Below are 26,218 nucleotides of genomic sequence, written 5' to 3' on the forward strand. Positions count from 1 at the left end.
ACATGGCCACGCAGTTCCCCGAGCGGGTGCACTACCACTCCGGCAGCGGTGGGGACACCGGGGTGTTCGGGTACATCGTGCTCGGCTTGATCATCCTCGGCGTCATCGTGTTCATCGTCGCGGTGATCGTCCGGGTGTCGAAGATGCGCCGCGAAGAGGCGATGAAGAACAGCGGGCAGTTCCCGAACTTCCCGCCGCAGCAGGGGTTCGCGCCGCCACCGCAGGGTGCTTCGCCGCCGTCGCAAGGGTTCGCGGCGCCGCAGCCGGGGTTCGCGGCACCGCAGCCCGGGTTCGCACCCGCGCAGCCGGGGTTCGGTTCGGTGCCGCAGCCGGGGTTCGCGCCGGCGGGTGCCGCGCCGCAGCCGGGGTTCGCACCGGGACAGGCGGGTTCCCCGCCGCCGCAAGGGTTCGCGCCGCCGTCGCAGGGTTTCCCGCAGCAGCCCGGCTACCCGCCTTCGCCGCAGCAAGGGTTCCCGCAGCAGCCGGGGTACCCGCCCGCGCCGCAGCAGTACGCGCCGCCGGGGCCGTCCTTCCCGCCGCAGCAGCAGCTGCCGGGTCCGGGCGCGGGACCGCAGAGCTGGTGATCGTCCCCTTCGACAGCAGCTCGCCGGTGCCGCCGTTCGAGCAGGTCCGGTCCGGCCTCGCGACGCGGATCAACGACCGGAGCCTGGCCGTCGGCACGAAACTGCCGACGGTCCGGCAGCTCGCGGCCGACCTCGGCATCGCCCCGAACACGGTCGCGCGCGCCTACCGCGAGCTGGAAGAAGCGGGGCTGATCGAGACCCGCGGCCGCGCGGGCAGCTTCGTCGCGGCGTCCGGCGACCAGAGCCGCCGCCGCGCCCAGGAGGCCGCCGCGGAGTACGCGAAGATCGCTCGTAAGCTGGGCCTGGATTCCGGCGAGGCACTGTCGATCGTCCGCGCCGCACTCGACGAGGGGACCTCTTGACGTGAGTGTGCTGATGCTGCTGATCCTCCTGGTGGTGCTGGGGGGCATCGTCGGGGTGGTGCTGCTCGTCGTCAACGCGAGCAAGCCCAAGCAGCCGCCGTACCCGCCGCAGTACCCGGGCTACCAGCAGCCGGGATACCCGCCGCAGCAAGGCTTCCCGGGCCAGCAACCCCCGGGCTACCCGCCTCAGCAGCCCTACCCGCCCCAGCAACCGCCGTACCCGGGCCAGCAACCCCCGTACCCGCCCCCGCCCGGCGGCTACCCGCCGCCGCCCTCGCAGTAGCCGGCGCTCACATGGCGCGGTAGTCGCGCAGCTCGATGCGGGGCCCGAAGCGCGGCCGCGTGTGCCCGGCCGCCGCCAGGTACCGCACCGCCCGCTGCCGGTGCGGGGCGTACGGCGCCAGCAGCTCCGCCATCCCGGCGTCGTCGGTCTTCGTGCCCGCCAGCGCGTGCCCGACCATCGACGGGACGTTGTAGTCGCCGAAGCTCACCGCGTCCGGGTCGCCCCAGGCGCGCTGGGCGATCTCCGCGGCCGTCCACACGCCGATGCCCGGCACCTGGCGCAGCCAATGCCGTCCCTCGAGCCCACGCAGCTCCACGGCCCGCTCCAGGTGGGGCGCGACGCGGGCGGCGTTGAGCAGCGCCGTCCGGCGCTTGATGTCGACGCCCGCGCGGTGCCAGTGCCAGTCCGGCAACGAGCGCAGCGCCACCGGCGTCGGCGGCACGCGCAGGCGGTCCGGCCCCGGTCCGGGCGCCGGCGCGCCGAAACGGCGGCACAGCTCGGCCCACGACCGGATCGCCTCCTTGCCGGCGACCTTCTGCTCCAGCACGGCGAGCACCAGCCAGTCCCACACGACACCCGTGGCGCCGAGCCGCAGGCCGGGGTGCGCCCGCCGGGCCCGCGCGACGACGTCGTGGTGCGCGACGAAGCCGGAATCGTCGTCGTCGGCCCCCAGCAGCGCCGGGACGCCGCTGAGCAGCCGGTCCTTGCCGTCGCCCCAGGCCGCGGCCTCGACGCGCCCGTCCGCGTGCCGCCGCAGCGCGAGCGTGCCGGGGCCGTCGGGGGTGTTCATCGCCAGCCAGGTGATCCCGCGTTCGTCGGTGAGGATGTTCTGCGACCCGCGGCCGCGCTTCAGCGGACTCAGGACCTTGCCCAAGTCGACTTCGAACGCGGGACGCCAGAACATCGGCTACGCGTCGCTCGAGAAGCGGATGGCGCCGTCGGGCAGCACGGTGTCGGGCCAGACGCGCGCGCCTTCGAGCAGCTCGCAGCCGGCGCCGACGGACGCGCCGTCGCCCAGGACCACGCCCCGCAGGACCGCGCCGGCGCCGACGCGCGCGCCGTGCCCGAGCACCGAACGCTCGACGATGGCGCCCTCGGAGACGGCCGCACCGTCGAACAGGACCGAGCCGTCGATCTTCGCGCCCGGGCCGACCACCGCGGCGACGCCGATGGTCGAACCACCGGAGAGCTGGGCGTCCTCGGCCACCGAAGCGCCGTCGAGGACCAGGAAGTCGCCGGGACGGCCGGGCAGCGCGGACGTCGGCGCGACGCCCCGCACCAGGTCCGCCGAGCCGCGGACGAACGCTTCCGGCGTGCCGACGTCCAGCCAGTAGGAGGCGTCGATGAAGCCGTGGATGTGCGCGCCCTGCTCCAGCAGCTGCGGGAACGTCTCGCGCTCGACCGACACGCGGCGCCCGGTCGGGATGGCCTCGATCACCGGGCGGCGGAAGACGTAGCAGCCGGCGTTGATCTGGTCGGTCGGCGGGTTCGGCGTCTTCTCGAGGAACGCCTGCACCCGGCCGGTTTCGTCGGTGGGCACCGAGCCGAACCGGCTCGGGTCCGGCACGCGCTGCAGGTGCAGGGTGACGTCGGCCCCGGACTCGCGGTGCACGCGCAGCTGCTCGCCGAGGTCCGAGCCGGAGATGATGTCGCCGTTGAAGACGATCACGTGGTCGGCGCGCAGCTTGTCGTAGACGTTGCGGATGGCGCCGGCGGTGTCGAGCGGTTCCTCCTCGACGACGTACTCGAGGTCCAGGCCGATCGACTTGCCGTCGCCGAAGTACTCCTCGAACACCTCCGCCCGGTAGCTCGTCCCCAGCACGACGTGCCGGATGCCGGCCTCGCGGACGCGCGAGAACAGGTGGCTCAGGTAGGGCGTCCCGGCGGTCGGGAGCATCGGCTTCGGCGCCGACAGGGTCAGTGGCCTCAGCCGGGTGCCCTTGCCCCCGACCAGGACGACGGCGTCGACAGCGTCGGTTCGGACCTCGGACGTCACGGAAATCTCCTCCTGTATCACGCACCGCTGAGCGACAAGCCGCGGGAAACCCTGACGGAGGTCGCCCGGAGGGCCTACCCTAGACAGGAAACAGGCGGGCCCCTCCCCAGAGGGCCCCCGGGTCAGTCGGGAGGCCGAGGGGATGGACCCCCGCGATCGGGCGGACGCCCTGCTCGCACGAGCCCAAGCGCGTGGTGTGTTCGTCGTGACACCCGACAGCGCGACGTCACCGATGGACTCGTCGAACACCCAGCAGATCCCGCGCGCGGCGATCGACGGCCTCGACCGGAGCCGGGACCCCGACACGACGACGCAGCTGCCGGCGTCGCTGATCGAGGAGAACGACCACCCGCTGGCCGGCTCGTCCCCGACGCGCCGCCTGGAGGTCCCGGGCGGCCGCCGCCCGCAGCCGACGACGCCGTTGAGCACGCCGACGCCGACCACGCCGATGCCCACGCCGCTGTCCCGCCGTCCGCAGGCCGAGCCGATCACGAGCCCGCTGAAGGAGCCCGACCCGGAGGACACCGGACTGGTGCCGACGGTCACGCAGACCAACGGCAAGTCCGACCTGTCCCGCCGGCTCGACGGGATCTAGCGGGTTTCGAGCTTCAGCCGCAGCGCGAGCCCGAGCTTCGTCGCGGCCAGCACGGGCTTCCAGAGCAGCCCCGGGTGCCGGTCGGCGAGGTACTGGTAGGCGCTCGCGTGGTGCGCGGCGAGCATCTTCTTGGACGCCTGCGACGTCGAGTGCCCGCCGAGGTGCATGACGCCGGCCGAGGGCACGTAGACGTTGAGCCAGCCGGCCTTGCCGAGCCGGTCCCCGAGGTCGACGTCCTCGAAGTACATGAAGTACCGCGAGTCGAAGCCCCCGACGGACTCGAAGGCCTCCCGGCGCAGCAGCAGGCACGACCCGGACAGCCACTCGGCGACGCGCTCGACGGGCGTCCCGGTCTCCTGCCGGTACTGCTTGGTCCAGGGGTTCCCCGGCCAGATCTTCCCGAGCGCGGCGTGCCCGATCCCGCGGCCGAACGAGGGCAGCAGACGCGCGGAGGGGTAGGTGGTCCCATCGAGCTCGTGGATCAGCGGCCCGAAGGACCCGCCGCGCGGCCACCGCTTCGCGGCTTCGAGCAGTGCGTCGAGGGAACCGGGCTCCCATTCGAGGTCGGGGTTGGAGATGACGACCCACCCGTACCGGTCGTCCAGTTCGGCGACCCCGCGGTTGCACCCGGTCCCGTACCCGACGTTCTCCCCGATGCTGAGCAGGTGCACGTTCGCCCGCTTCGCGGCCTTCTCGGGAGCCCCGTCGGTGGAGACGGTATCGGCGACGACGACCTGCACGTCGCGATCGGTGGCCTTTTCGAGGGTGTCGAGGAACCGCTCGAGGGTCTCGCCGGAGAAGTACGTCACGGTGACGACGCCGATCTGGTCGCCGTAGCGGGTCTGCTCAGTCACCGGGCCATTGTCCCTTCGTCACGCAGCGCTTCCCCGGCGCCCCGGCTCAGGGGCACGCTGAGAGAAATCAGCGGCTGCGCAGGTGGCGTGACCAGGCCTTCCCGTACGCCTCCCGGTGACGCTCCGCCGTCGTGGCCCAGGAAAACTCCTTCGCCCGCTGCTGCGCCGCCGTCGCCAGTTCCGCCCGTCGCCCCGGGTCGGCCAGCAGCTCGCTGATCGCCGCCGCCACGTCCCCGGCGCCCACGCCGCAGTACGCCACCGCGTCCCCGCCGACCTCCGGCAACGACAGCCGCCGCGTGGTCAGCACACAGGCGCCGCAAGCCATCGCCTCCAGCACCGGGAGCCCGAACCCCTCCCCCAGCGACGGGTACGCCACCAGCTCGGAACCCCCCAGGAACCCCGCCAGCGTGCCGAACGGCAGGTACCCCGCCCGGATGACCCGCAGCCGGTGCGGCACGGCGTCCAAAGCCCGCTCGACCTGGGTGTCCCACCCCGGCTGCCCGGCCAGCACCAACGCCGGCGCGTCCGGACGCCCCGCCACCGCCCGCGCGAACCCCCGGATCAACGCCGGCACGTTCTTCCGCGGCTCCAACGCCCCCAGAAACGCCACGTACGGCGTCCGCCCCAGCCCGACGGCCGCCCGTGCCGCGGCGATCTCCGCCGGGGACGGTGGGTGGAAGCGTTCCGTGTCGACCCCGTGGTGAATGACTTCCAAAGACGCGTGCCGCACCGGGCCGACGCGGGCCAGCTCCGTCGCCGTCGCCGCCGACGGGACCACGCACAGCGTCGCGCGGCGCAGGGCCGTCGCCGTCCACGCGCGGAAGAAGCGGGCCTTCACCGACGAGTGCAGGACCGCGTCCGTGAAGAACGTCGCGTCGTGCAGCGTGACCACCGAAGCCGCCGACGTCGCGAGCGGCATCGTGTAGTGCGGGGAGTGGACGACGTCCGCGCCGAGGCGGCGGGCCAGCCGCGGGAGGGTCGCCTGTTCCCAGGTCAGGCGCGCCGTGCGGGTGGTCGTCGACGGCGATGCCGGGACGACGCGTGAGCGCGGCGCCAGCCGATCGTAAAGCTGCAGGTCGCGGGGCTGGCAGACGACCGTGAGCCGCGCGCCGTCCGCGTCCAGGGCGGCGACCAGCGAATCCACGTACCGGCCCACCCCGCCGCGGTCCGCGGGCACCGCGGTCGCGTCGATCAGCACCCGGGGGTCATCGCTCACCCCTGCAGGGTACGGCGGCGACCCTCCGTGCTGGTGGGGAACTGGCAAACCGGGCTAGTCGTGGGCCCGCCGGTGGATCGCCCAGACGGCTTCCGCGGCGCGGCGCCAGGTGAACGCCTTCGCCCGGTCCCGGCCCGCGCGCACCAGCTCCGCCGCGCGCGACGGCGAGCCGAGCACCTCGCGCAGCGCCGCCGCCAACGCCGTGGCGTCGCCGCGCGGCACCGTCACGCCCGCGCCGCCGGCCACCTCGACCAGGGCCGGGACGTCGGTGTGCACCACCGGGACCCCGGCCGCCATCGCCTCCAGCAGCCCCAGCCCGAAGCCCTCGGCGAGGCTCGGGACCGCCAGCACGCTCGCGTGCCGCAACGCGGTCGCCAGCTCCGCGTCCGACACCTTCCCGAGCATCCGCAACCGCTCCGCCGGGAGGCCGCGCTCGGCGGCCACCGCGACCGGGTCGACGCCGCCCCAGCCCGGCTGCCCGGCGATCACGAGCATCACGCCGTCCAGCTCCGCGACCGCGTCGATCAGCACGTCGATGCCCTTGCGCGGCTCGATCGTGCCGACCGCCAGCACGTACTCGGCGGGCAGCTCCAGGTCCGCTTCCCCGGTGGGCACCCGCACGCCGTGCGGGACCACGCGCACCGGGACGTCGAGGTCGATCAGCACCGCCAGCTCGTCGGCGACCGCCCGCGTCGGCACGACCAGCCCGGACGCCCGCCGCGCCGCGCGGGCGATCATCGACCGGTGCCAGCTGACGCCGCGCGCGGTCAGCGTCTCGGGGTGGGTCCACGGCACGGTGTCGTGCACGGTCACGCTCAGCGTCTTCCCGGCCGGGGCGCGCGGCGGCGCGAACGGCGTCGGCGCGTGCACGGCGTCGCCGCCCGGCCACCAGCGCAGGCCCAGCTGCCACGCGGCGACCAGCCCGCGCGGCGGGATGCGCAGCACCCGCGGGCCCTCGACGCCTTCGAGCTCGGCCGCGGTCACGTCGGCGTGCCGCGCGACGACGCTGGAGACCGACCAGCCCGGCGGCGCGGTCTTCGCGAGCGCGGGCAGCAGCTCGGCCGTGTACCGCCCGGTGCCACCGGGCACGGGCGCGAGGAGCTGCTCGGCGAGCACGACCAGTCTGGGCACGCGGCTATTGTGCGGGACGTGACCGCGAATCCCGCCACCACGGTGGTCGTCGTGACCTGGCGGGGTGCCGGGCACGTCACCGCCTGCCTCGACGCGCTCGCCGCGCAGACGCGTCCACATCGGACGCTCGTGGTGGACAACGCCTCCGACGACGGCACCGCCGCCCTGCTCGAAGCCCATCCTTCGCGTCCGCAAGTAATCCGCCTCCCCCGCAACACGGGGTACGCGGGCGCCCTCGCCGTGGCGCTGAAAAAGGTCGGGACGCCGCTGATCGCGTGGCTGAACGACGACGCCGAACCGGCCCCGGACTGGCTCGCGACACTGGAGGACACCCTCGAAAAGGCGCCGCTGGCCGCCGCGGCGACGTCGCTGCTCGTGCGGCCCGACGGCACCACCCAGTCCGCCGGGGTCCGGCTGACCGCCGACGGGCACGGCGCCGACCTGACCGAGCCGGCCGGCGAGGTGTTCGCCTTCTGCGGCGGCGCGGCCCTGCTGCGCACGGACGTGCTGAGGAGCGTGCGCGGCGTCCCGGCGGCCTTCTTCTGCTACTACGAAGACACCGACACGGCGTGGCGGCTCCGGCTGGCCGGGTGGGACGTCGTCGCGGTGCCCGGCGCCCGCGTCCGGCACGCCCACGGCGTCAGCAGCAAGCCCGGTTCGCCGCTGTTCCACCGCTGGAACGAGCGCAACCGGCTGCTCATGCTGCTGCGCTGCGCGCCCCGCGGCGTCGCGGTGAACCAGCTGCTCAGGTTCGCCGTGGTGACAGCGGTGCTGCCGCTGCGGCCCGGGCGGCCGGCCGCGCCGAACTTCCGGTTCGGCCTGCGCTGCCGGGTGCTGGCCGAGGTGGCCGCGCGGCTACCAGCGACGTTGCTCGCGCGGCGCGAGATCGGCCGCGGCGCGGCGCTCGGCCGAGGCGCGGTCTGGGAGGCTTGGGCGGGCCTTTAAGCTGACGCCCATCCGACGAAGGAGCTGCTTTGGCGCAGGGGGAACCGCAACCGCTCGTCTCGGTGATCGTGGTGAACTACCACGGCGCCGACGACACGATCACCTGCCTGCGCGCGCTGGCCGACCACGACTACCCCGAGCTCGAGCTCATCTGCGTCGACAACTCGGACGAAGCCGCGCGCATCCGCGAGGCCGTGCCCCAGGCCCAGGTGATCGAGGCCGGCCGCAACACCGGCTTCGCGGGCGGCTGCAACCTCGGCGCGAAGCACGCGAAGGGCACCGTCCTCGGCTTCCTCAACAACGACGCCCGCCCGGCCCCCGGCTGGGTCTCCGCCGCGGTCGCCGAGCTGCGCGCCCAGCCCCGCGTCGCCGCCGTGGCCAGCAAGGTCCTCGACTGGGACGGCACCGGCACCGACTTCGTCGACGGCGGCCTGACCTGGTTCGGCATGGGCTACAAGCGCCACGCGGGCTCGCCGCTGGCCGACGTCCCGGCCGCGGAGCACGAGGTCGCGAAAGACGTCCTGTTCGGCACCGGCTCGGCGCTGTTCGTCCGCGCTTCGGTGTTCGCCGAGCTCGGCGGCTTCGACGAGCGCTTCTTCATGTTCTACGAGGACGTCGACCTCGGCTGGCGGCTCAACCTGCGCGGCTGGCGCGTCCGGTACGTCCCGGAATCGCTGACCTACCACCGCCACCACGGCACGATGGCGGCCGTGGACGCGCCGGAGACCGGCCGCGAGACCTTCCTCCTCGAGCGCAACGCCCTCGCGGCGCTCTACAAGAACCTCTCCGACGACACGCTGGCCCGGGCGCTGCCCGCCGCGCTCGCCCTGGCCGTGCGCCGGGCCACGGCCCGCGGCGAGCTGGACGCCACCCAGCTCGACCTCGAACAAGGCGTCGGCCCGATCGAGTCCGGCGACGTCGCCGTCCCGCGGACCACGCTGGCCGGGCTGCTCGCGATCGACCAGTTCGTCGAGCAGCTGCCCTCGCTGGCGGCGTCCCGCGCGGTCGAGCAGGCCGCCCGCGTCCGCACCGACGCCGACCTGCTTCCGTTGCTGCGCAAGGCATTGGAGCCCGCGTACCCGCTGCCCCGCTACCTCGCCGCGCACGACATCCTCGTCGAGGCGTTCGGCATCGAAAAGGCGTTCGGGCAGCGGCGCAAGATCCTCGTGCTCACCGGCGACGCGCTCACCGAGCGGATGGCGGGCCCGGCGATCCGCGCCTGGAACATCGCGCTGGCGCTGGCCGCCGAGCACGACGTCCACCTGGTCACCACCAACCCGCTCGCCACGCCGCCGCCGGCGCCGTTCCGCGTCAGCGCCGGCAAGCACCGCGAGCTGGACGCGCCGATCGCCTGGGCCGACGTCGTCGTGCTGCAGGGTCACGTGCTCGAACTGGCGCCGTCGCTGAAGAAGCAGCACAGCGGCAAGATCGTCGTCGCCGACCTCTACGACCCGATGCACCTCGAACTGCTGGAGCAGGGCAAGGGCGTCGCCGACGACCAGCGCGCGGCCGACCTCGCGGGCGTCACGAAGGTGCTGGACGCGCAGCTCGAGCGCGGCGACTTCTTCCTCTGCGCGTCCGAGCGGCAGCGGCACTTCTGGCTCGGGCACCTGGCCGCGCTGGGCCGCCTTTCGCCGCGACTCTACGACGCCGACCCGACGACGCAGTCGCTGCTCGCGGTCGTCCCCTTCGGACTGTCGCCGGAGCCGCCCACGCGGACCGGGCCGGGCCTGCGCTCGTCGCTGGGCATCGGCGGCACCGACCACGTCGTGCTCTGGGCGGGCGGGGTCTACAGCTGGTTCGACCCGCTGACCCTGGTCCGCGCGATCGACGAGCTGCGCCGCCGCCGCGGCGACGTCCGGCTGGTGTTCCTCGGGATGAAGCACCCGAACCCCGAGGTCGCCGAGATGGACATCGGCGCGCGCACGATCCGGCTCGCGGATTCGCTGGGCCTGACCGGCAAGCACGTCTACTTCAACGAGCAGTGGGTGCCCTACCACGAGCGCCAGAACTGGCTGCTCGACGCGAACTGCGGCGTGACGACGCACTACGAGCACGTCGAGACGACGTTCGCGTTCCGCACCCGCGTCCTCGACTACCTGTGGGCCGGGCTGCCGATCGTCACCACCGACGGCGACGCGTTCGCCGACCTGGTGCGGGCGGAGAAGCTCGGTGTCGTCGTGCCGGCCGAGGACGCTTCGGCGCTGGCCGACGCGCTCGAGAAGTCGTTGTACGACGAGGAGTTCGCGGCCGGCTGCGTGGAGCGGATCGCCGTCGTCGCGCAGCGGTTCGCCTGGCCCGAAGCGCTCAAGCCGCTGGTGGAGTTCTGCCGCGACCCGCGCCCGGCGGCGGACCGGCTGCCCGGCTCGGCCGACCTGGTGACGACGCCGGCGGTGCGCGGGCGGGCGATGCTGCGCCGCGACGTCGACCTGGTGCGGGAGTACCTGGCCGCGGGCGGGGCGGGCGAACTGGCCCGGCGCGTCGGCGGGCGTGCGGTGAAGGTCGCGAAGCAGCGGTTGCGCCGTGGGTAGGTCCCTCAGCGTCCTCCTCGACGGCACCCCGCTCCTCGGCTCGCGGACCGGGATCGGCCGGTACACGTCCGCGCTGATCGAAGAGCTCGTGTCGATCCCCGAAGTGGACACGCGCGCGGTGGCGTTCACGCTGCGCGGCTGGCGCCGGCTGCGGCACGTGCTCCCGTACGGCGCGCGGGCCCGCGGGATGCCGGTGGCGGCGCGGCTGCTGCGGATGGCGTGGGTGCGCTCGGAATTCCCGCCGGTGGAACTGTTCGCCGGCCCGACGGACGTCGTCCACGGCACGAACTTCGTGCTGCCGGCCCGCTTCCGCGCGGCGGGCGTGCTGACGATCCACGACCTGGCCTTTTTGGACAACCCGGCCGAGCTCGCGCCGAGCGACCGCGACCTGCCGGAACTGGTCCGCCGCGGCGCCCGCCGGGCCAACGTGATCTGCACCCCCACGGCGGCGGTCGCCGACTCGGTGGCGGAGCGCCTCGACGTCTCCCGCGACAAGATCGTGGTGACCCCGCTGGGCGTCAACCCGGCGTGGTTCACCGCGCGTCCCCCGGACGACGAGCGCCGCGCCCGCCTGGGCCTGCCCGCGCGCTACCTGCTGTTCGCGGGCGCGGCGGGCCCGCGCAAGGGCCTGGACTGGCTGACCCGGGCGCACGACGCGGCCCCGGACCTCCCGGACCTGGTGTTCGCCGGCCCGGGCCCGTTCCCCCACGGCCCCCGGCGGTCCCAGACGGGCTATCTGTCCGATGTGGACCTGCGCACCGTGGTCGCGGGCGCGTCCGCGGTGGTGCTGCCGTCTCGTGACGAAGGTTTCGGCCTGCCGGTCCTGGAAGCGATGGCGTCGGACGTCCCGGTGGTCTGCACGGACATCCCGGCCCTGCGCGAGGTCGCGGGCGACTGCGCGAGCCTGGTCCCGTACGGCGACGTCGACGCCCTGGCTTCGGCCCTGCGCACGGCGGTGACCGACCCGCACGCGGTGGCGACGTCGGCGGCCCGCCGCACCCACGCGGCGGGCTTCACGTGGCGCACGTGCGCGGAACTGACGGTGGGCGCGTACCGCCTGGCTTCCGGCCGTCACTGACCTTTGTAGACAGCGAGGACTTCGCCGAGCGGGCCGCTCGCGCGGATCCGGCCTTCGTCCATCCACAACGCGGTCGTGCACAGCTCGTTGAGCAGTTCGTCGGAGTGCGAGGCGAAAACGAGGACCCCGGAGCGGCGGGCGAGGTCGACCAGTCGTTCGCGAGCCTTGGCGAGGAAAGCGGCGTCGATCGCGCCGAGACCTTCGTCGAGGATGAGGATTTCGGGGTCGATGGTGGTGACGACGCCGAGCGCGAGCCGGACGCGCATGCCCGCGGAGTAGGTGCGCAGCGGCAGGTGCAGGTAGTCGCCGAGTTCGGTGAACTCGGCGATGTCGTCGACCCGCTTTTCCATCTGCGCACGGTTCATGCCGAGGAACAGGCCCCGGATCAGGATGTTCTCGCGCCCGGAGACCTCGGGGTCGAGGCCGACGCCGAGGTCGAACACCGGCGCGATCCGCCCGGCGACGCGGGTGTGGCCCCGGGTCGGCTCGTAGATGCCGGCCAGCAGGCGCAGGAGGGTGGACTTGCCGGCGCCGTTGTGCCCGACCAGCCCGACGCGGTCGCCGTCCTCCAGCGACAGCGTGATGTCCTGCAGGGCCTCGATGACCGGCGTCTTCGCGCCGGCGCCGATCTTCCCGCCGACCTTGCCCAGCACGCGCTTCTTCAGCGACCGGGTCTTGGCGTCGAAGATCGGGAAGTCGACGTAGGCGTTCCGCACCTCGATGCTCACCATGCTGTCACCCCTCCACGGCTCGGATGCGAATGCAAGTTATCATTCGCATTCGAGCCGTTCTGAGGAGGTATCCGTGCAGCAGGGCTTTCACCCGCCCCAGCAGGCCCGCAGCCGGGCGTCGCTGGAGAAAGTTCTGGCCGCGGCCGAACACGTGCTGGCGCACCAGGGGCACGAAGAGTTCACGATCGGCGCGGTCGCCGAGCGGGCCGGGCTGTCGGTCGGCGCGATCTACCGCCGGTTCGACGGCAAGGACCAGCTCCTGTACGCCGTGAAGGACCAGCTGCTCACCCGGCTCGAAACGAACGTCGCCGAAGCACTCGCCGAGTCAGGACCGCACGACGTCGTCGCCGCCTTCACGCGAGCGCTGGCGGCGACGTTCGCCGCCCACGACCGGATCTTCCCCGAGCTGCTCGACGGCCAGCGCGCCGACGGCCGCGACCGCGGACTCCAAGCCCTGGCGGCGATCCAGCGGACCTTCGTCGAAACGGCCGGAGACAGCCCGGCGACGAGAACCGCCGCCCGGACCGTCATCGGCGCCTGCGTGCACCGCGCCGCGACCTGCCGCTACTGGCCGGACGGCCTGGACTGGACCACGTGGGCCGCCGAGACGACCAAGATGACGCTCGCCTACTTGGCGGCCGCGAAGTAGGCGTCCAACGCCTCTTCCCACGGACGCATCGGCGTCAGCCACGCCTCTTTCCACGACGACGGCGACAGCACCGAGTACGCCGGACGCGCTGCCGGACGCGGGAACTCCGCCGTCGTGCAGGGGTGCACCCGGGCGGGATCCGCGCCCAGCCGCGTGAAGACCGCGCGGGCGAAGCCGCACCAGCTCACCGAACCGGCGTTCGTGCAGTGCAGGATCCGGGCCTCCGGGCCGTCCCCGCCCGCTACCCGGGACGCCAGCTCCAGCAGCCCCGCGGCCAGGTCGGCCGTCCACGTGGGACCGCCCACCTGATCGTCCACAACGGACAGCGTGTCCCGCGAAGCCTCCAGCGAGGCCATCGTCTTCACGAAGTTCGACCCGGACTTCCCGTACAGCCACCCGGTCCGCACCACCCACGACGACGCCCCGGACCCGAGGACCGCGTCCTCGCCGGCCGCCTTCGTGCGGCCGTACGCCGACCGCGGCCCCAGCTCGTCGGAAGGCTCGTAGGGCACCGAACCGTCGCCCGCGAAGACGTAGTCCGTGGACACGTGGATCAGCGGCACGCGCCGCGCCGCACACGCGGCGGCCAGGACCCGCGGGCCGTCGGCGTTCACCGCGAACGCGCGCTCCTCGTCCTTCTCCGCCGCGTCGACCGCCGTGTACGCCGCGGCGTTGACCACCACCGGCGCCGAACCCGTCTCCCGCGCGCGGTCGGCCAGCGCGCCGACCGCCGCCAGGACCTGGCCCGTGGCCGTCACGTCCAGCTCCGCGGAACCGGGCGCCACCACGTCCACCGAAGGGGACGCCAGCGCGGCGAGATCCCGGCCGAGTTGTCCGGAACCACCGGGCACGAGCACCGTCAGCCGCACAGGAAAGTCCCTTACTTCTTCAGCGCGGCCCGCTCCGCCAGGGGCTCCCACCACGCGCGATTGTCCGTGTACCAGGCCACTGTCGCGGCCAGACCGTCCTCGAAGGACACGCGCGGAGCGTACCCCAGCTCCGCGCCGATCTTCGTGATGTCCACCGAATACCGGCGGTCGTGGCCCTTGCGGTCCTCGACCGGTTCGACGCTGTCCCAGCCGGCCCCGACCGCGGCCAGCAGCTTTTCGGTCAGGGACCGGTTGGTCAGCTCGGTGCCGCCGCCGATGTTGTAGATCTCGCCCGGCCGGCCACTCTCGGCGACCAGCTGGATGCCCTGGCAGTGGTCGTCCACGTGCAGCCAGTCACGGACGTTCAGCCCGTCGCCGTAGAGCGGCACCTTCCGCCCGTCCAGCAGGTTCGTGACGAACAGCGGGATGACCTTCTCCGGGAACTGGTACGGACCGTAGTTGTTGGAACACCGCGTGACGCAGACCGGCAGCCCGTGCGTGCGGAAGAACGACCGCGCCACCAGGTCCGACGACGCCTTCGACGCCGAGTACGGCGAGTTCGGCTCCAGCACGTGGTCTTCGGTCCACGAACCTTCCGCGATCGAGCCGTACACCTCGTCGGTGGACACGTGCACGAACTTGCCGACACCGGCTTCCACGGCCGCCTGCAGCAGGTTCTGGGTGCCGAGCACGTTCGTCAGCACGAAGTCCGCGGAGCCGAGGATCGAGCGGTCCACATGGGACTCGGCGGCGAAGTGCACGACCAGGTCCACGCCCCGCATGACGTCGGTGACCAGCGCGGTGTCGCAGATGTCGCCGCGGACGAAGCGCAGCCGCGGGTCGGCGGCGACCGGGGCCAGGTTGGCCTCGTTGCCGGCGTAGGTGAGCTTGTCCAGCACCACCACTTCGGCGTCACGCAGCGCCGGGTAGGCGCCGGTGAGCACCTGCCGGACGTAGTGCGACCCGATGAAGCCCGCACCACCGGTGACCAGGACCCGCATAACCCCGCCTTTCTCCGCGCCCCGGACGGGGCAATCCGCCCCCAGCCTACGGAGGTCCTACAACACCCTCAGTAGAGTCTCACTCGAGGCACACTGGTGCCCTGGGGGAAGCACGGGGTTCACAGGGGAGGAAGCGCGTGACCGAATGGCCTGCGCCGCCCGTCCCGGCGCGCCGCGGCACCGGCGCCGCGATCTTCGCGCGACGCGGTGGCAAGGTCGTCGTGTCCCTGCTCTCCGTCGCGATCCTGGCCCTGACCTGGTACGGCTGGCACTTCATCGGTGACCCGAACACCGGCCTGACCACGACGAACGTCTTCGCCGACACCGAGGCGCACGCGAAGCCGCTCGACGGCGCGATCGACATCCTCCTGGTCGGCCAGGACAGCCGCACCGACGCGCAGGGCAACCCGCTGCCCCGCGAAGTGCTGGACATGCTGCACGCCGGCGTCTCCGACGGCGAACTGAACACCGACACGATGATCCTCGTGCACATCCCCCAGAACGGGAAGCACGCGATCGCGATCTCGTTCCCCCGCGACTCCTGGGTGGAGCTCGCCGGCGGCTACGGCAAGCACAAGCTCAACAGCGCGTTCGTCTACGCGTACACGGACACTTACAAAACGTTGCAGCGCCAGGGCATGACCGACCTGAAGCAGGCCGACGCGGAAGCGAAGGTCGCCGGGCGCAAGAACCTGATCGCCACGATCGAGAAGTTCATCGGCAAGCCGGGCATGATCGACCGCTACGCCGAGGTCAACCTGGCGAGCTTCTACGAGATCACCAAGTCGATCGGCGGCGTCGAGGTCTGCCTCAACGGGCCGGTCAAGGAAGTGAAGTCCGGCGTGGACCTGCCGGGCGGGCGCCAGACCATCGAAGGCGTGCAGGCACTGGCCTTCGTCCGCCAGCGCTACGGCCTGCCCAACTACGACCTCGACCGGATCGCCCGCCAGCAGGCGTTCCTGTCCGGGCTGGCCCGCAAGGTCATCTCCTCCGACGTGCTGACGAGCCCGGGGAAGATCGCCGATCTGGTTTCGGCGGTGAAGAAGTCGGTCGTGCTCTCGCTGGGCTGGGACCTGACCGAGTTCGCCGAGCAGATGCGCGGCCTGACCGGTGGCAACATCGAGTTCCACACCATCCCGACCCTGGGTAACGCGGTGATCGGCGGCGCGGACGTGCTCCGCGTCGACCAGCCGTCGGTGGCGGCGGAGGTCGCGCGGCTGACGTCGGACGGCGACACCCCGGCGGCCCCGGCGTCGCCCCAGCTGCCGGGCGCGAAGGCCGTCACGGTGGAGCTGTTCGACGGCACGGGTTCCCCGGCGCTGACCGCGCAGACGCACGCGACGCTGCAGGGCAAGGGCTTCACCCTCGCCGCGGACCAGAAGCTGAGCACCCGCAACACGACGATCGTCCGGTACAACCCGGCCGACGACGCCGCGCTGGCCCTCGTCAAGCAGGCGCTGGGCGCGGGCCTGCAGGCCGAACCGGACCGGGACGTCACCGCCGGGCACGTGCGCGTGCTGCTCGGCAAGGACTTCCGGAACTCCGCCGCCGCCCCGGGCGGCGCGCCGACGTCCACGGCCGCGAAGCCGCCGGCGTCCAGTGCGACGCCCACCACCCCCGCCGCGCCGCCGATCACGGCGGGCGACGTTCCCTGCGTCAACTAGACTGCGTACGCAGGGTGGTCGGGGGAGGTAGGCCAGGGTGGATGACGAGCAGGAAAAGCCGGACGCGGCCGCCGAGCCGGTGACGCAGAGCGACGAGTGGAAGCCGTCGCCGTTTCCGCGGACGGCGCCGGCTCCGGTGCCGTCGCGCGCGCGACGGGCCGGCCGGGTGACCCGCCGGGTCGCGCTCGGCCTGGTGTCGCTGCTCGCGCTCGGTGCCAGCGGCTACGCGTACGTGACGAAGGACCAGCTGCAGAGCACGGTCCCGACGACCGACGCGCTGACCCCGCGCGCGGGCGAGCCGGCGCCGCCCCCGGCGGACGACGGCGCCGACGACATCCTCCTGGTGGGCAGCGACGCGCGCACGGACGCCCAGGGCAACCCGCTCCCGGCGCGGCTCCTGCGCCAGCTGCGCACGGAAGCCAACAACGGCGCGGTGAACACGGACACGGTGATCGTCCTGCGGGTGCCGAAGAACGGCGGCAAGCCGTCGGCGGTCTCGATCCCGCGTGACACGTGGACCGACGTCCCGGGCCGCGGCAAGGCGAAGATCAACTCGGCGTACGGCATCGCGAAGGCACACTTCGCGCAGGAGCTGCGCGGCCAGGGCGAGCGCGACCAGGCGAAGATCGAGCGCGATTCGGACACCGAGGGCCGCCGCGTCCTCGTGCAGGCGGTGCAGGACCTGACGCAGGTAAGGATCGACCACTACGCCGAGGTCAACCTGCTGGGTTTCTACCTGCTGACCGAGGCGCTCGGCGGCGTGAAGGTCTGCCTGAACCACGCGACCGAGGACAAGGACTCGGGCGCGAACTTCCGCCGCGGCGAGCAGACGGTGTCCGGCGGCGAGGCGCTGTCGTTCGTCCGCCAGCGCAAGAACCTCCCGCGCGGCGACCTCGACCGGATCGTGCGCCAGCAGGCGTTCCTGTCCTCGGCCCTGCACCAGGTGCTGTCGGCGGGGACGCTCACGAGCCCGGGCACGCTGAACGGCCTGATGGACGCGGTCCACCGCGCGCTGACGATCGACCCGGGACTCGACCTGCTGCAGTTCGCGCAGCAGGCGAAGGGGATCGCGTCGGGCGACCTGGCGTTCGCGACGATCCCGGTGATCACGGCGAACGGGCGGAGCGAAGACGGGCAGAGCATCGTGGAGATCGACCCGAAGGCGGTCCGCGAGTACGTGGCGGGCTTGGCGGGCCGAACGGCGGCCCCGACCCCATCAGGCGGCGGCTCGGGCAGCGGCACCGCCCCCACCGCGGCACCGCTACTCCAACCCTCCCCCAGCGTCCCCTGCGTCAACTGACCCGAGCGCACTTTCACATGAAAGTGCGCTCACCTCACACGGATTTAACGCCACTTTCCCTACGAAAGTGCCGTCACCTCACACGGACTTCACGTCACTTTCCCTACGAAAGTGCCGTCACCTCACACGGAACCGACGTCCGCCGGTCAGGTGAAGTCGGCGCGGTGGTCCTCTGCCCACTGCCGGAACGTTCGCGGTGCGCGGCCCGTCACCTCGCGCACCACGTCCGTCACCGGTGACGGCTCCCGCACCGTGCGCGCCCACGCGCGCAGGATCTCCGGCGGGACCTCGGGCGGCCAGCCCAGCGCGGTCATCCGGCCGGCCGCCTCCTCCGCCGTCAGCTCCTCGACCGGCAGCGGCCGTCCCAGGACGTCCGCGAGGGTCGCCGCCTGCTCGCGGAAAGAGATCGGCTCCGGGCCCGTCAACGCGAGCGCTTCCCCGACGCGCGAACCGTCGATCAGGATCCGGGCCGCGACCGCCGCGATGTCACGCTCGTGGATGGCGCCGATGCGCGAGTCCGGGTACGCCGTGCGGACGACGCCCTCCGCGATGTCCGCGCGCCAGCCCAGGGTGTTCGTCGCGAACGCGCCCGGGTTGAGCACCGTCGAGGCGAACGGCGCCGCCGCCAGCGCCTGCTCGACGGCGTGGTGCAGCTGCGCGATCCGGCTCTGTGCGGACTCCGGTTCGAGCGTCGCCGCCGACGACAGCAGCACGACGTGCTCGACGCCGGCCGCGTGCGCCGCCTTCACGAACCCCTCGATCCCCTGCGGCCGCGTGTACAGGAAGACCGCCGACACGCCCGCCACCGCGGCGTCCAGCGTCGAGGGGTCTTCGAGGTCCGCGCTCACCTTCGTGACGCCGTCCGGCACCTCGAGCGCGGTCGCGTCCCGGCTCGCCGCGCGCACGTCCTGACCTGCGGCGACGAGCTCGTCCAGCACCGCTCGCCCGACGTTCCCCCGGGCTCCGGTGACGAGAATGGTCATGGTTGTTCCCCAGTTCCGAACTATATTTGCTTGCAAAGCAAAGCTACTCAGCTCGGCGATCAGGTGTCAACCGGCGAGGCCCCTGGTCCGCGCTTTAGCCTTGTCCCCATGAGCCTGACCGACGAGCTGCTGCGCCCGCTGCTGGCCTCGCCCGCCCGACCGTTGATCACCCACTACGACGACCAGCTCGGCAGCCGCGTCGAACTGTCCGTGGCGACCACCGCCAACTGGGCGGCGAAGACGGCCAACTGGCTGACCGAGGAGTTCGACGTCGAACCGGGCGACGCGGTGGCCGTGCAGCTCCCGGCGCACTGGCAGACCGTGGGCGTGCTGCTCGGGGCGTGGTGGTGCGGGGCGCGCGTGGTGGCCGAGGGCGCCGGCGCGCGGGTGGCGTTCGTCGGGCCGGACGACCCGGAACCGACCGGCGCGACCGCGACCGCCGTCGTCACGCTCGACCCGATGGGCCGCGGCCTCTCGGAACCGCCCGGCGGCGGCGCGTTCGACTACCTGACGGAGTCCCGGCTGGCGGGCGACCAGTACCGCCCGCTCTTCCCGATCCCGGGCGACACGGCGGCGCTCGAAGGCTCCACTGTGGACGAAGCACTGGCCGAAGCCCGCGCCCGCGCGGCGAAACTGGGCCTGTCCGGGGACGACCGCGTGCTGTCCACAAGAGACTGGGACGGACCGGAGGGCATCCTCGACGGCCTGCTCGTCCCCCTCGCCGCCGGCGCGCACCTGGTGCACATCAGCAACGCGGACCCGGCGAAACTGGGTGCCCGCCGTGATGCGGAGCGCACCACGGCGGACCTCCCCGCTTAAGCGTTCTGCAGTTCCCCGGCTTCGGCGCGGCGGGCGCGCTTGCGGCCCCACAGCAGGTGGTCCAGGGAAAGCCGCCCGCCGTTGAAGCCGAGGGCGAGCCCGGCCAGCGCCAGCACCAGGACGAGCTCGTAGCCGCCCTGCCCGGTCAGGCCGTTGTCGATGTGCACCGACAGCAGCGCGCCGACCGAGATCACGACGTAGCCGATGCCGACCAGCGGCAGCAGGAACCCGGCGATGAACGCGATCGAGCCGAGGATTTCGACGGTCATCGCGAAGACCGCGGCGGCCGTGGGCATCGGGATGCCCGTCATCGAGAAGAACTTCGCCGTGCCGTCGATGCCGTTGTTCCACTTCTGGAGCCCGTGCGCGAGGAAGACGACCGCGACGCCGATCCTCCCCAGCAACAGGGCCACGTCCTTGAATCGTCCGAACATCGGTTTCAGCTCCCCGGTGGGTGAATTTTCAACTGACCCGCCCCAAGTTAGGGCCCCGGAACCCCCGACCGAAGCATCGGAGGGTGATCGACAGGGAACCGACAGGGACCGGAAAAGTGATTGGCGGCGGCCGCCGCGAGCGCTATCTTCGCCCTGACCTGCGCCAACGAACGTGAGGAGACCCCGATGCGCCGACAGACCGATCCGCCCGGCCTGTCACCCGCATCACAAAGGATTTCCCACGACCGTGAAAACCCTGAACATCGGCATCCTGGCCCACGTCGACGCCGGTAAGACCAGCCTGACCGAGCGCCTGCTCTTCGAAGCGGGCGTCATCGACCACCTCGGCAGCGTCGACCGCGGCGACACCCAGACCGACACCCTGGAGCTCGAACGCCGCCGCGGCATCACCATCCGCTCGGCGGTGGCCTCCTTCGTGACCGGCGGCACCCGGATCACGCTGATCGACACCCCGGGCCACTCCGATTTCATCGCCGAGGTCGAGCGGGCCCTGCGGGTGCTCGACGGCGCCGTCCTGGTGGTGTCGGCCGTCGAGGGCGTCCAGGCCCAGACCCGCGTGCTGATGCGCACGCTGCGCCGCCTGGCCATCCCGACGCTCGTCTTCGTCAACAAGGCCGACCGGATGGGCGCGCGCGACCAGCTCGCCGACATCCGCGCGAAGCTGGCGCCGCGGGCGTTCGCGCTGAACGCCGCCAGCTCCCCCGACGAGCTGGGCGAACTGCTGGCCGACGGCGACGACACGTTCCTGGAGTCCTATGTGGACGACCGGGCCGACGCCGCCGCCTGCCGCGCCGAGCTGGCCCGGCAAGTCGGCGCGGCCACGCTGCACCCGGTGCTGGCCGGCTCGGCGATCACCGGTGACGGCGTCGCGGACCTGGTGACGGCGATGGCCGAACTGCTCCCCACGACCGAGCGCACCGGCGACGGGCCGCTCGCCGCGACCGTGTTCAAGATCGACCGCGGCCGGGCCGGGGAGAAGATCGCCTACGCCCGGCTGCACTCGGGTTCCCTGGCCGCGCGGCAGCGAATTTCTTTCTACCGCGGCGGAACCGAGCTCACCGGCCGGGTCTCCGCGGTCGAAGTCGCCGGCGACGACGTGGCGCTCGCCGGGGACGTCGCCCGGGTGCGCGGGCTGCGCGAGGTCCGGATCGGCGACCGGCTCGGCACCCCGGGCACCGCGAGTGACGGCGTGTTCGCGCCGCCGAGCCTGGAGACCGTCGTCCGGCCGGTCCGGCCCGAGCAGGCCGCGGCCCTGTTCACGGCGCTGACCCGGCTGTCCGAAGAGGACCCGCTGATCGATGTCCGCCGGTACGGCCACGACGTTTCGGTGCGGCTCTACGGCGAAGTGCAGAAGGAGGTGCTGCGCTCGATGCTGGCGGACGGCGCCGGCATCGACGTCACCTTCGAGCGGACGCGGACGCTGTACGTCGAGAAGCCGGTCGCCCGCGGCGAGGCCCTCGAAGAGCTGGATCCGGAGCAGCGCCTGTACTTCTTCGCGACGGTCGGGCTGCGGGTCGAGCCCGGTCCCGGCGTCACGTTCGGCCTGTCGGTGGAGCTGGGGTCGCTGCCCCTGGCGTTCCACAAGGCGATCGAGGAGACCGTCCACCACACGCTCGAACAGGGGCTCTACGGCTGGGAGGTGCTGGACGTCGCCGTCACGCTGACGCACACGGCGTTCTTCAGCCCGCTCAGCGCCGCGGGCGACTTCCGGAAGATGACGCCGCTGGTGCTGATGGCGGCGCTGAAGGAGGCCGGCACCCGGGTGCACGAGCCGGTGCACCGCTTCGAGCTGGAAGTGCCGGTGACCGCCGTCAGCGCGGTGCTGCTCAAGCTGGCCGAGCTGCGCGCGCTCCCCGGCGAACCCGTCACCGGGCCCGGTTCCTGCACGCTGCGGGGCACCATCCCGGCGGCGCACGTCCACGAGTTCGAGCAGGCGCTGCCGGCGCTCAGCCAGGGCGAAGGCGTCTTCCTCGCCGAGTTCCACGAGTACCGGCCGTACCCGGGGCCGCCGCCGGTCCGTCCCCGGACCGGCGACAACCCCTTGGACCGCAAGGAATACCTGGCGCAGGTGGCCCGGCGTTAGCGCTTGTGGGCCCAGGCCGCGCCGAAGCAGTACGCGCCGAACGCGGCCAAGCCGAGGGCCACCACGACCAGCAGCACCGGGCCGAAGGGCTGGGCGACGAGCGTCTTGAGCGCGGCGTCCAGCCCGCCGGCCTTGCCCGGGTCGGCGTTGAACCCGGCGATGGCGAGGAGGATCGCGACGATCGCCAGGACGACGCCCTTGGCGAGGTAGCCCGTGGTGCCGACCCCGCCGATCCAGCGCTTGGTCTTCCCGGGCAGCTCGTTCGTGTTCAGGTCTTCGAGGAACTTCTTCTTGGCGCCCTTCACGCCGGCGGCGATCGCGACACCCAGCACGCAGGCCGCGGCGATGACCACCAGCGCCGGCCCAGCCGGCAGCTGGAGCAGCTTGGCGGTGAACTCCTGCTGGCTCTGGTTGCTCGAGCCGCCGCCCCCGCTGCCGGTGGCGATGCGGATGGCGGTGAAGCCGAGCGCGATCACGACGACGCCGCGCGCCGCGGCCCCGATCCGCTTGCGCGTCCGCTTGCCGCCGCTGACCCATTCGTAGCCGGTGGCGGCCATCAGGAACTGCCACAGGCCGAACAGGATCAGGCCGACGGCGACGATCCAGAGCAGGATCTGGCCGAACGCCGTGGAACCGATCTGCTGCAGTGCACCCTTCTGGTCGGCCTGCTCGCTGTCGCCGAAGGCGACCTGCAAGGCGAGGTAGGCGATGACGAGGTGCACGACGCCGTAGCACGCCATGCCGATGCGCCCGAGCAGTTGCGCGGTGTCGCTCTTCTCGCCTCTGTCGGCGGTGGCCTCTGTCCGGTTCATGACTTCTGGGGTACCCAGTCCGGACCGGCTTGCGCTGGGCTATGCGGCGGAATTCCGTGCGGCGATGGGAGGATCCCGGTATGGACGCGCGACTGATCGGCTACTGGTCGGAGTCGGAAGTGCACCCCGGCTCGACCGAGTACACCGAACTCGGCTTCCGCGCCGACGGGACGGGCTGGCAGTACTGGTCGAGCTGGAGCACGGAGTTCGTCGTCCACCGCTTCACCTGGGACGGCGCCGCGAGCCGCCTCGCGCTCCGGCTCGGCATGGTCCTGGACGGCACCTGGTCGCTCGACGGCGAACGGACGCGCCACCGCGTCGAACGCCGCGAGCACGTCGACACGCAGCTCACGCTGGGCTGTTCGCTGACCGACGAGCCGAAGCTGGAGCTGGACCGCCCGATCGACGAAATGCTCGGCGGCACGCAGTTCCTCTTCGTCCCCGGCGGCGGCGCCGACCCGACGCTCGCCTAAGCGGGGCGGCGCCGGACCTCGTCGAGCCCCGTCCAGCCGCCGTTGACGGCGAGCAGCGTCAGGACCTGCTCGGCCTGTTCGGCGAACCGGGCGAGGTCGTCGTGCAGCAGGGCGGCGCGTTCCCCGTCGAGCTGGTCGACGTCGTCGAACCAGAGCGAGATCACCGAACCGGCGGTGACGGCGAGCCCCTGCGTCAACCGGAGGAAGCCGTCCGACGGCTCATCGGCGTCCGCGCGGTAAGCGGTTTCGATCTCGTCGCACGCGGCGAGCAGCTCCCGCAGCTGACGAACGGCCCCGGCCGGCGTCCCGTCCCAGGCGGCCGTCGGCCAGGCACGGTCGGACAGCTCGAGCCACAGCCGCCAGCCGGCGACCAGCTCGGCTTCGTCGTGGGGCGTCCAGGACGCCGGAACCGGCCAGTACATGCTTCGAGGGTGACACCGCCGGAGCGGAAATCCGCCCCGGCGGTGGGTTATGTCTCATGTGGCGAAACTCAGCTGATCACTCAGCTGATCACGGGTGGCACCGGCACGCAGGGCGGCGTCTTGGCGTGCGCGGGGTCGAGCGCGTTGAGCACCAGTCCCTGGGCGACGGGGTCGTAGGTGATGCCGAGGTGGTCGGTGAAGTCGAGCCCGCAGACGTTCTGCAGCAGGATGTTCTTGACGTTCGGTTTCGCGGGCAGGAACGCGCTCGTGTACGGCGTGACGACGTCGTCGTACCGGGTCTGGATGACGGTGTACTGGATACCGTCGACGGTCTCGCCCCCGGCGTTCAGGTCGGCGAGGAAGTCCGACCCGACGGCCTGTTCGTTGCACGCCTGGCAGACGGTCCCGAGCGCGGCGGGCACCCCGGGGATCAGCTCGAGCGTGCTGAGCAGCCCGAAGAGGTCGGTCCCGTGGTTGGACGGCGACAGCCCGACCAGCCGGCTGATCTTGTCCGCGCCGCCGAGGTACTTGATCCAGTACCGGACGTTCATCCCGCCCTGCGAGTGCCCGACGACGTCGAGCTTCTTCGCACCGGTGGCTCGGAGGACCTTGTCGCCGAAGGCCGCAAGCGCTTTCGTGGTGTCGGCGACGGGCCCGACGGTCTGCAGGAAGGCCCCGGGCGCCCCGCCGAAGTTCCCGGCGAAGACGCAGTACCCGGCGTTGGCGAGCTTCTGCGAGAGGTTGGCCCAGTTTTCGTAGGCGTTGGCGGTGGTCCCGTTGGAGAGCAGCACGGGATTGGGGTGCTGCGCGGAGGGCTTGCAGTTCCAGTCGTTCGCCCCGGGCGGTGCGATGGTGGGCGCCCCCAGCGAGTAGACCGCGGCCGTGAGGATGTTCGGCTGCACGGGCCCGGTGGGTTCCCGTTCGGCAGCCCGGCCGGTCCCCGCCCCCAGCACCAGCACCGCCACCGTGGCAGCGGCCGCCGTGAGCCACCTGCGCGTCGTTGCGCCCATCCGCTTCACCTCTCTGTGAACCGATGGTGATCCGCGTCACCGCAGGTTTAACGCGCGAGTAACTTGTCCGGACACTCCCCCTGGTGAGTGATTTTCTTTCGGCGTTCGGGCTGGTAGGAGCCACTACGCAAAACGCCCCCGGCACCAGTGGGGTGCCGGGGGCGTCGTTCGCGCGGGGGTCAGCCCTTGAGCAGGGCCCGGGCCATCACGACCTTCTGGATCTGGTTCGTGCCTTCGTAGATCTGCGTGATCTTCGCGTCGCGCATCATGCGCTCCACCGGGAAGTCGCGGGTGTAGCCGGCGCCGCCGAACAGCTGGACCGCGTCCGTCGTCACCTCCATCGCGATGTCCGACGCGTACATCTTCGCCGCCGAGGCCATGAAGCCCGCGCGCTTGTCGCCGCGCTCCGAGGCCGCTGCCGAGGCGTAGACCAGGTGGCGGGCCGCTTCGATCTTGGTGCCCATGTCGGCCAGCATGAACTGGACGCCCTGGAACTCCGCGATCGCCTTGCCGAACTGGCGGCGGTCCTTCACGTACGCCACGGCCGCGTCGAGGGCGCCCTGGGCGATGCCCAGTGCCTGGGCGCCGATCGTCGGGCGGGTGTGGTCGAGGGTGCGCAGGGCCGTCTTCAGGCCGGTGCCCGGCTCGCCGATGATGCGGTCCTCGGGGATCGTGCAGTTCTCGAAGTAGATCTCGCGCGTCGGGGAGCCCTTGATGCCGAGCTTCTTCTCCTTGGGGCCCACCGAGAAGCCCGGGTCGTCCTTGTGCACGACGAACGCCGAGATGCCGTTGGCCTTCTTCTCCGCGTCCGGGTCGGTCACGGCCATCACCGTGTACCAGGACGACTCGCCCGCGTTGGTGATCCAGCACTTGGTGCCGTTGAGCACCCAGTGGTCGCCGTCGAGCCGGGCGCGCGTGCGCATCGACGCGGTGTCCGAGCCCGCTTCGCGCTCCGAAAGCGCGTACGACGCCGAAGCCTCGCCCGACGCGATCGAGGGCAGCACCAGCTTCTTCACGCTCTCCGAGCCGGACAGGATGATCGGCTGCGTGCCGAGCTTGTTCACGGCCGGGATCAGCGACGCCGACGCGTCGACCCGGGCGACCTCTTCGATCACGATGCAGGCGCCGACGGCGTCCGCGCCCTGGCCGTCGTACTCCTCGCCGATGTGGACGGCGTTGAAGCCCGACTTGACCAGCGCGTTGTACGCCTCGATCGGGTAGCGCTCGTTCTCGTCGACCTCGGCCGCGTAGGGCGCGATCTCCTTCTCGGCCAGAGCCCGGACCGCGGCCCGCAGCTCCTCGTGCTCCTCGGCAAGCTGGTACAGGCCGTCGGTCACTTCGGGTCACCTTCTCTGCAACGTCGGAAGAGTTC

27 protein-coding genes are annotated in these 26,218 nt (G+C 72.3%); 13 read left to right on the forward strand and 14 right to left on the reverse strand.

Annotated features, from left to right (window positions below):
* Positions 1-2: 2 nt before the first annotated feature.
* From AB0B33_RS17465 to AB0B33_RS17475, 3 genes are read left to right on the forward strand one after another with little or no spacing between them, the layout of a single operon-like run.
* Entirely contained in the window at positions 3-584 is a 582-nt protein-coding gene (locus AB0B33_RS17465; RefSeq protein ID WP_360772485.1) for a hypothetical protein, read from the forward strand.
* A complete protein-coding gene (locus AB0B33_RS17470; protein ID WP_360772488.1) occupies positions 581-946 on the forward strand; it encodes a GntR family transcriptional regulator in 366 nt (121 codons plus the stop codon). Before AB0B33_RS17465 ends, AB0B33_RS17470 begins: the two co-directional genes overlap by 4 nt.
* A 1-nt stretch (position 947) precedes the next feature.
* Complete coding sequence (locus tag AB0B33_RS17475; RefSeq protein WP_360772491.1) at positions 948-1,229, forward strand: hypothetical protein; 282 nt, start codon at positions 948-950, stop codon at positions 1,227-1,229.
* A 7-nt stretch (positions 1,230-1,236) separates the two neighbouring features.
* Here the strand turns inward: AB0B33_RS17475 and AB0B33_RS17480 are convergent, their stop codons facing one another.
* Both AB0B33_RS17480 and AB0B33_RS17485 read right to left on the reverse strand, forming a co-directional pair.
* On the reverse strand, positions 1,237-2,133 hold the full coding sequence (locus AB0B33_RS17480) for a DNA-3-methyladenine glycosylase 2 family protein (RefSeq protein ID WP_360772493.1): 897 nt from the start codon (positions 2,131-2,133) through the stop codon (positions 1,237-1,239).
* 3 nt (positions 2,134-2,136) lie between these two features.
* Positions 2,137-3,225 carry an NDP-sugar synthase gene (locus AB0B33_RS17485; RefSeq protein WP_360772496.1) on the reverse strand — a complete coding sequence of 363 codons (1,089 nt, stop codon included), beginning with the start codon at positions 3,223-3,225 and terminating at the stop codon, positions 2,137-2,139.
* Between the two features lie 142 nt (positions 3,226-3,367).
* On the opposite strand from AB0B33_RS17485, the gene AB0B33_RS17490 reads away from it, so the two are divergent.
* A complete protein-coding gene (locus tag AB0B33_RS17490) occupies positions 3,368-3,820 on the forward strand; it encodes a hypothetical protein (protein WP_360772499.1) in 453 nt (150 codons plus the stop codon).
* On the opposite strand, the gene AB0B33_RS17495 is transcribed toward AB0B33_RS17490, so the two are convergent.
* From AB0B33_RS17495 to AB0B33_RS17505, 3 genes are all read right to left on the reverse strand, one after another.
* Positions 3,817-4,674, reverse strand: coding sequence for a glycosyltransferase family 2 protein (locus AB0B33_RS17495; protein ID WP_360772501.1), 858 nt, complete (start codon positions 4,672-4,674; stop codon positions 3,817-3,819). The two genes, AB0B33_RS17490 and AB0B33_RS17495, sit on opposite strands and share 4 nt — an antisense overlap.
* A 67-nt stretch (positions 4,675-4,741) precedes the next feature.
* Positions 4,742-5,872, reverse strand: coding sequence for a glycosyltransferase family 1 protein (locus AB0B33_RS17500; RefSeq protein ID WP_360772792.1), 1,131 nt, complete (start codon positions 5,870-5,872; stop codon positions 4,742-4,744).
* A 72-nt stretch (positions 5,873-5,944) separates the two neighbouring features.
* Positions 5,945-7,021 (reverse strand): glycosyltransferase family 1 protein, encoded by a 1,077-nt coding sequence (locus AB0B33_RS17505; protein WP_360772503.1) that lies wholly within the window; start codon positions 7,019-7,021, stop codon positions 5,945-5,947.
* Positions 7,022-7,030: 9 nt separating this feature from the next.
* On the opposite strand from AB0B33_RS17505, the gene AB0B33_RS17510 reads away from it, so the two are divergent.
* From AB0B33_RS17510 to AB0B33_RS17520, 3 genes are read left to right on the forward strand one after another with little or no spacing between them, the layout of a single operon-like run.
* Positions 7,031-7,966, forward strand: coding sequence for a glycosyltransferase family 2 protein (locus AB0B33_RS17510; protein ID WP_360772506.1), 936 nt, complete (start codon positions 7,031-7,033; stop codon positions 7,964-7,966).
* 29 nt (positions 7,967-7,995) lie between these two features.
* A complete protein-coding gene (locus tag AB0B33_RS17515; protein ID WP_360772509.1) occupies positions 7,996-10,497 on the forward strand; it encodes a glycosyltransferase in 2,502 nt (833 codons plus the stop codon).
* Positions 10,490-11,575, forward strand: coding sequence for a glycosyltransferase family 1 protein (locus AB0B33_RS17520; protein ID WP_360772512.1), 1,086 nt, complete (start codon positions 10,490-10,492; stop codon positions 11,573-11,575). Before AB0B33_RS17515 ends, AB0B33_RS17520 begins: the two co-directional genes overlap by 8 nt.
* Here the strand turns inward: AB0B33_RS17520 and AB0B33_RS17525 are convergent.
* Complete coding sequence (locus AB0B33_RS17525; RefSeq protein WP_360772514.1) at positions 11,569-12,306, reverse strand: ABC transporter ATP-binding protein; 738 nt, start codon at positions 12,304-12,306, stop codon at positions 11,569-11,571. The two genes, AB0B33_RS17520 and AB0B33_RS17525, sit on opposite strands and share 7 nt — an antisense overlap.
* Positions 12,307-12,379: 73 nt before the next feature.
* On the opposite strand from AB0B33_RS17525, the gene AB0B33_RS17530 reads away from it, so the two are divergent.
* Positions 12,380-12,955: a helix-turn-helix domain-containing protein gene (locus tag AB0B33_RS17530; protein WP_360772516.1), complete on the forward strand. Its 576-nt coding sequence runs from the start codon at positions 12,380-12,382 to the stop codon at positions 12,953-12,955.
* Here AB0B33_RS17530 and rfbD read toward each other — a convergent pair.
* Together rfbD and rfbB are read right to left on the reverse strand one after the other, a co-directional pair.
* Positions 12,934-13,824: a dTDP-4-dehydrorhamnose reductase gene (gene rfbD, locus AB0B33_RS17535; RefSeq protein WP_360772519.1), complete on the reverse strand. Its 891-nt coding sequence runs from the start codon at positions 13,822-13,824 to the stop codon at positions 12,934-12,936. The genes AB0B33_RS17530 and rfbD overlap by 22 nt on opposite strands.
* An 11-nt stretch (positions 13,825-13,835) precedes the next feature.
* Positions 13,836-14,825, reverse strand: a complete 990-nt coding sequence (gene rfbB / locus AB0B33_RS17540; protein ID WP_360772522.1) for a dTDP-glucose 4,6-dehydratase — start codon at positions 14,823-14,825, stop codon at positions 13,836-13,838.
* Between the two features lie 137 nt (positions 14,826-14,962).
* Between rfbB and AB0B33_RS17545 the strand changes: the two genes are divergently transcribed.
* On the forward strand, positions 14,963-16,489 hold the full coding sequence (locus tag AB0B33_RS17545; protein ID WP_360772525.1) for an LCP family protein: 1,527 nt from the start codon (positions 14,963-14,965) through the stop codon (positions 16,487-16,489).
* 37 nt (positions 16,490-16,526) lie between these two features.
* Entirely contained in the window at positions 16,527-17,789 is a 1,263-nt protein-coding gene (locus tag AB0B33_RS17550; RefSeq protein WP_360772528.1) for an LCP family protein, read from the forward strand.
* A gap of 146 nt (positions 17,790-17,935) precedes the next feature.
* Here the strand turns inward: AB0B33_RS17550 and AB0B33_RS17555 are convergent, their stop codons facing one another.
* On the reverse strand, positions 17,936-18,772 hold the full coding sequence (locus AB0B33_RS17555; protein WP_360772530.1) for an NAD(P)H-binding protein: 837 nt from the start codon (positions 18,770-18,772) through the stop codon (positions 17,936-17,938).
* Positions 18,773-18,880: 108 nt separating this feature from the next.
* Between AB0B33_RS17555 and AB0B33_RS17560 the strand changes: the two genes are divergently transcribed.
* Positions 18,881-19,591 (forward strand): TIGR03089 family protein, encoded by a 711-nt coding sequence (locus tag AB0B33_RS17560; protein WP_360772533.1) that lies wholly within the window; start codon positions 18,881-18,883, stop codon positions 19,589-19,591.
* Here AB0B33_RS17560 and AB0B33_RS17565 read toward each other — a convergent pair.
* Positions 19,588-20,025 carry a DoxX family protein gene (locus AB0B33_RS17565; RefSeq protein WP_247014592.1) on the reverse strand — a complete coding sequence of 146 codons (438 nt, stop codon included), beginning with the start codon at positions 20,023-20,025 and terminating at the stop codon, positions 19,588-19,590. The genes AB0B33_RS17560 and AB0B33_RS17565 overlap by 4 nt on opposite strands.
* A gap of 247 nt (positions 20,026-20,272) precedes the next feature.
* On the opposite strand from AB0B33_RS17565, the gene AB0B33_RS17570 reads away from it, so the two are divergent.
* Positions 20,273-22,129 carry a translation factor GTPase family protein gene (locus tag AB0B33_RS17570; protein WP_360772536.1) on the forward strand — a complete coding sequence of 619 codons (1,857 nt, stop codon included), beginning with the start codon at positions 20,273-20,275 and terminating at the stop codon, positions 22,127-22,129.
* Here AB0B33_RS17570 and AB0B33_RS17575 read toward each other — a convergent pair.
* The gene (locus AB0B33_RS17575; protein ID WP_360772539.1) at positions 22,126-22,941 is read right to left on the reverse strand and encodes a DUF1206 domain-containing protein; all 816 of its coding nucleotides are present in this window, start codon (positions 22,939-22,941) and stop codon (positions 22,126-22,128) included. The two genes, AB0B33_RS17570 and AB0B33_RS17575, sit on opposite strands and share 4 nt — an antisense overlap.
* An 80-nt stretch (positions 22,942-23,021) precedes the next feature.
* On the opposite strand from AB0B33_RS17575, the gene AB0B33_RS17580 reads away from it, so the two are divergent.
* Complete coding sequence (locus AB0B33_RS17580; RefSeq protein ID WP_360772542.1) at positions 23,022-23,414, forward strand: hypothetical protein; 393 nt, start codon at positions 23,022-23,024, stop codon at positions 23,412-23,414.
* On the opposite strand, the gene AB0B33_RS17585 is transcribed toward AB0B33_RS17580, so the two are convergent.
* The 3 genes from AB0B33_RS17585 to AB0B33_RS17595 form a co-directional block, all read right to left on the reverse strand.
* Positions 23,411-23,836, reverse strand: coding sequence for a hypothetical protein (locus AB0B33_RS17585; RefSeq protein ID WP_360772545.1), 426 nt, complete (start codon positions 23,834-23,836; stop codon positions 23,411-23,413). The genes AB0B33_RS17580 and AB0B33_RS17585 overlap by 4 nt on opposite strands.
* An 80-nt stretch (positions 23,837-23,916) precedes the next feature.
* Entirely contained in the window at positions 23,917-24,846 is a 930-nt protein-coding gene (locus AB0B33_RS17590) for an alpha/beta fold hydrolase (RefSeq protein ID WP_360772548.1), read from the reverse strand.
* A 179-nt stretch (positions 24,847-25,025) separates the two neighbouring features.
* On the reverse strand, positions 25,026-26,183 hold the full coding sequence (locus AB0B33_RS17595) for an acyl-CoA dehydrogenase family protein (protein WP_247014598.1): 1,158 nt from the start codon (positions 26,181-26,183) through the stop codon (positions 25,026-25,028).
* Positions 26,184-26,218 lie beyond the last annotated feature (35 nt).

Origin of the sequence: Amycolatopsis sp. NPDC049159 (assembly GCF_040648295.1) — a bacterium.
Lineage (GTDB): Bacteria > Actinomycetota > Actinomycetes > Mycobacteriales > Pseudonocardiaceae > Amycolatopsis > Amycolatopsis pretoriensis_A.

What these genes read in the sequence shown, in the direction of transcription:
- AB0B33_RS17465 (WP_360772485.1), top strand. Translation starts at nt 3, where the DNA reads ATGGCCACGCAGTTCCCCGAGCGGGTGCACTACCACTCCGGCAGCGGT.
- AB0B33_RS17480 (WP_360772493.1), bottom strand. Translation starts at nt 2,133, where the DNA reads ATGTTCTGGCGTCCCGCGTTCGAAGTCGACTTGGGCAAGGTCCTGAGT.
- AB0B33_RS17490 (WP_360772499.1), top strand. Translation starts at nt 3,368, where the DNA reads ATGGACCCCCGCGATCGGGCGGACGCCCTGCTCGCACGAGCCCAAGCG.
- AB0B33_RS17525 (WP_360772514.1), bottom strand. Translation starts at nt 12,306, where the DNA reads ATGGTGAGCATCGAGGTGCGGAACGCCTACGTCGACTTCCCGATCTTC.
- rfbB (WP_360772522.1), bottom strand. Translation starts at nt 14,825, where the DNA reads ATGCGGGTCCTGGTCACCGGTGGTGCGGGCTTCATCGGGTCGCACTAC.
- AB0B33_RS17555 (WP_360772530.1), bottom strand. Translation starts at nt 18,772, where the DNA reads ATGACCATTCTCGTCACCGGAGCCCGGGGGAACGTCGGGCGAGCGGTG.
- AB0B33_RS17560 (WP_360772533.1), top strand. Translation starts at nt 18,881, where the DNA reads ATGAGCCTGACCGACGAGCTGCTGCGCCCGCTGCTGGCCTCGCCCGCC.
- AB0B33_RS17565 (WP_247014592.1), bottom strand. Translation starts at nt 20,025, where the DNA reads ATGTTCGGACGATTCAAGGACGTGGCCCTGTTGCTGGGGAGGATCGGC.
- AB0B33_RS17575 (WP_360772539.1), bottom strand. Translation starts at nt 22,941, where the DNA reads ATGAACCGGACAGAGGCCACCGCCGACAGAGGCGAGAAGAGCGACACC.
- AB0B33_RS17580 (WP_360772542.1), top strand. Translation starts at nt 23,022, where the DNA reads ATGGACGCGCGACTGATCGGCTACTGGTCGGAGTCGGAAGTGCACCCC.
- AB0B33_RS17585 (WP_360772545.1), bottom strand. Translation starts at nt 23,836, where the DNA reads ATGTACTGGCCGGTTCCGGCGTCCTGGACGCCCCACGACGAAGCCGAG.
- AB0B33_RS17590 (WP_360772548.1), bottom strand. Translation starts at nt 24,846, where the DNA reads ATGGGCGCAACGACGCGCAGGTGGCTCACGGCGGCCGCTGCCACGGTG.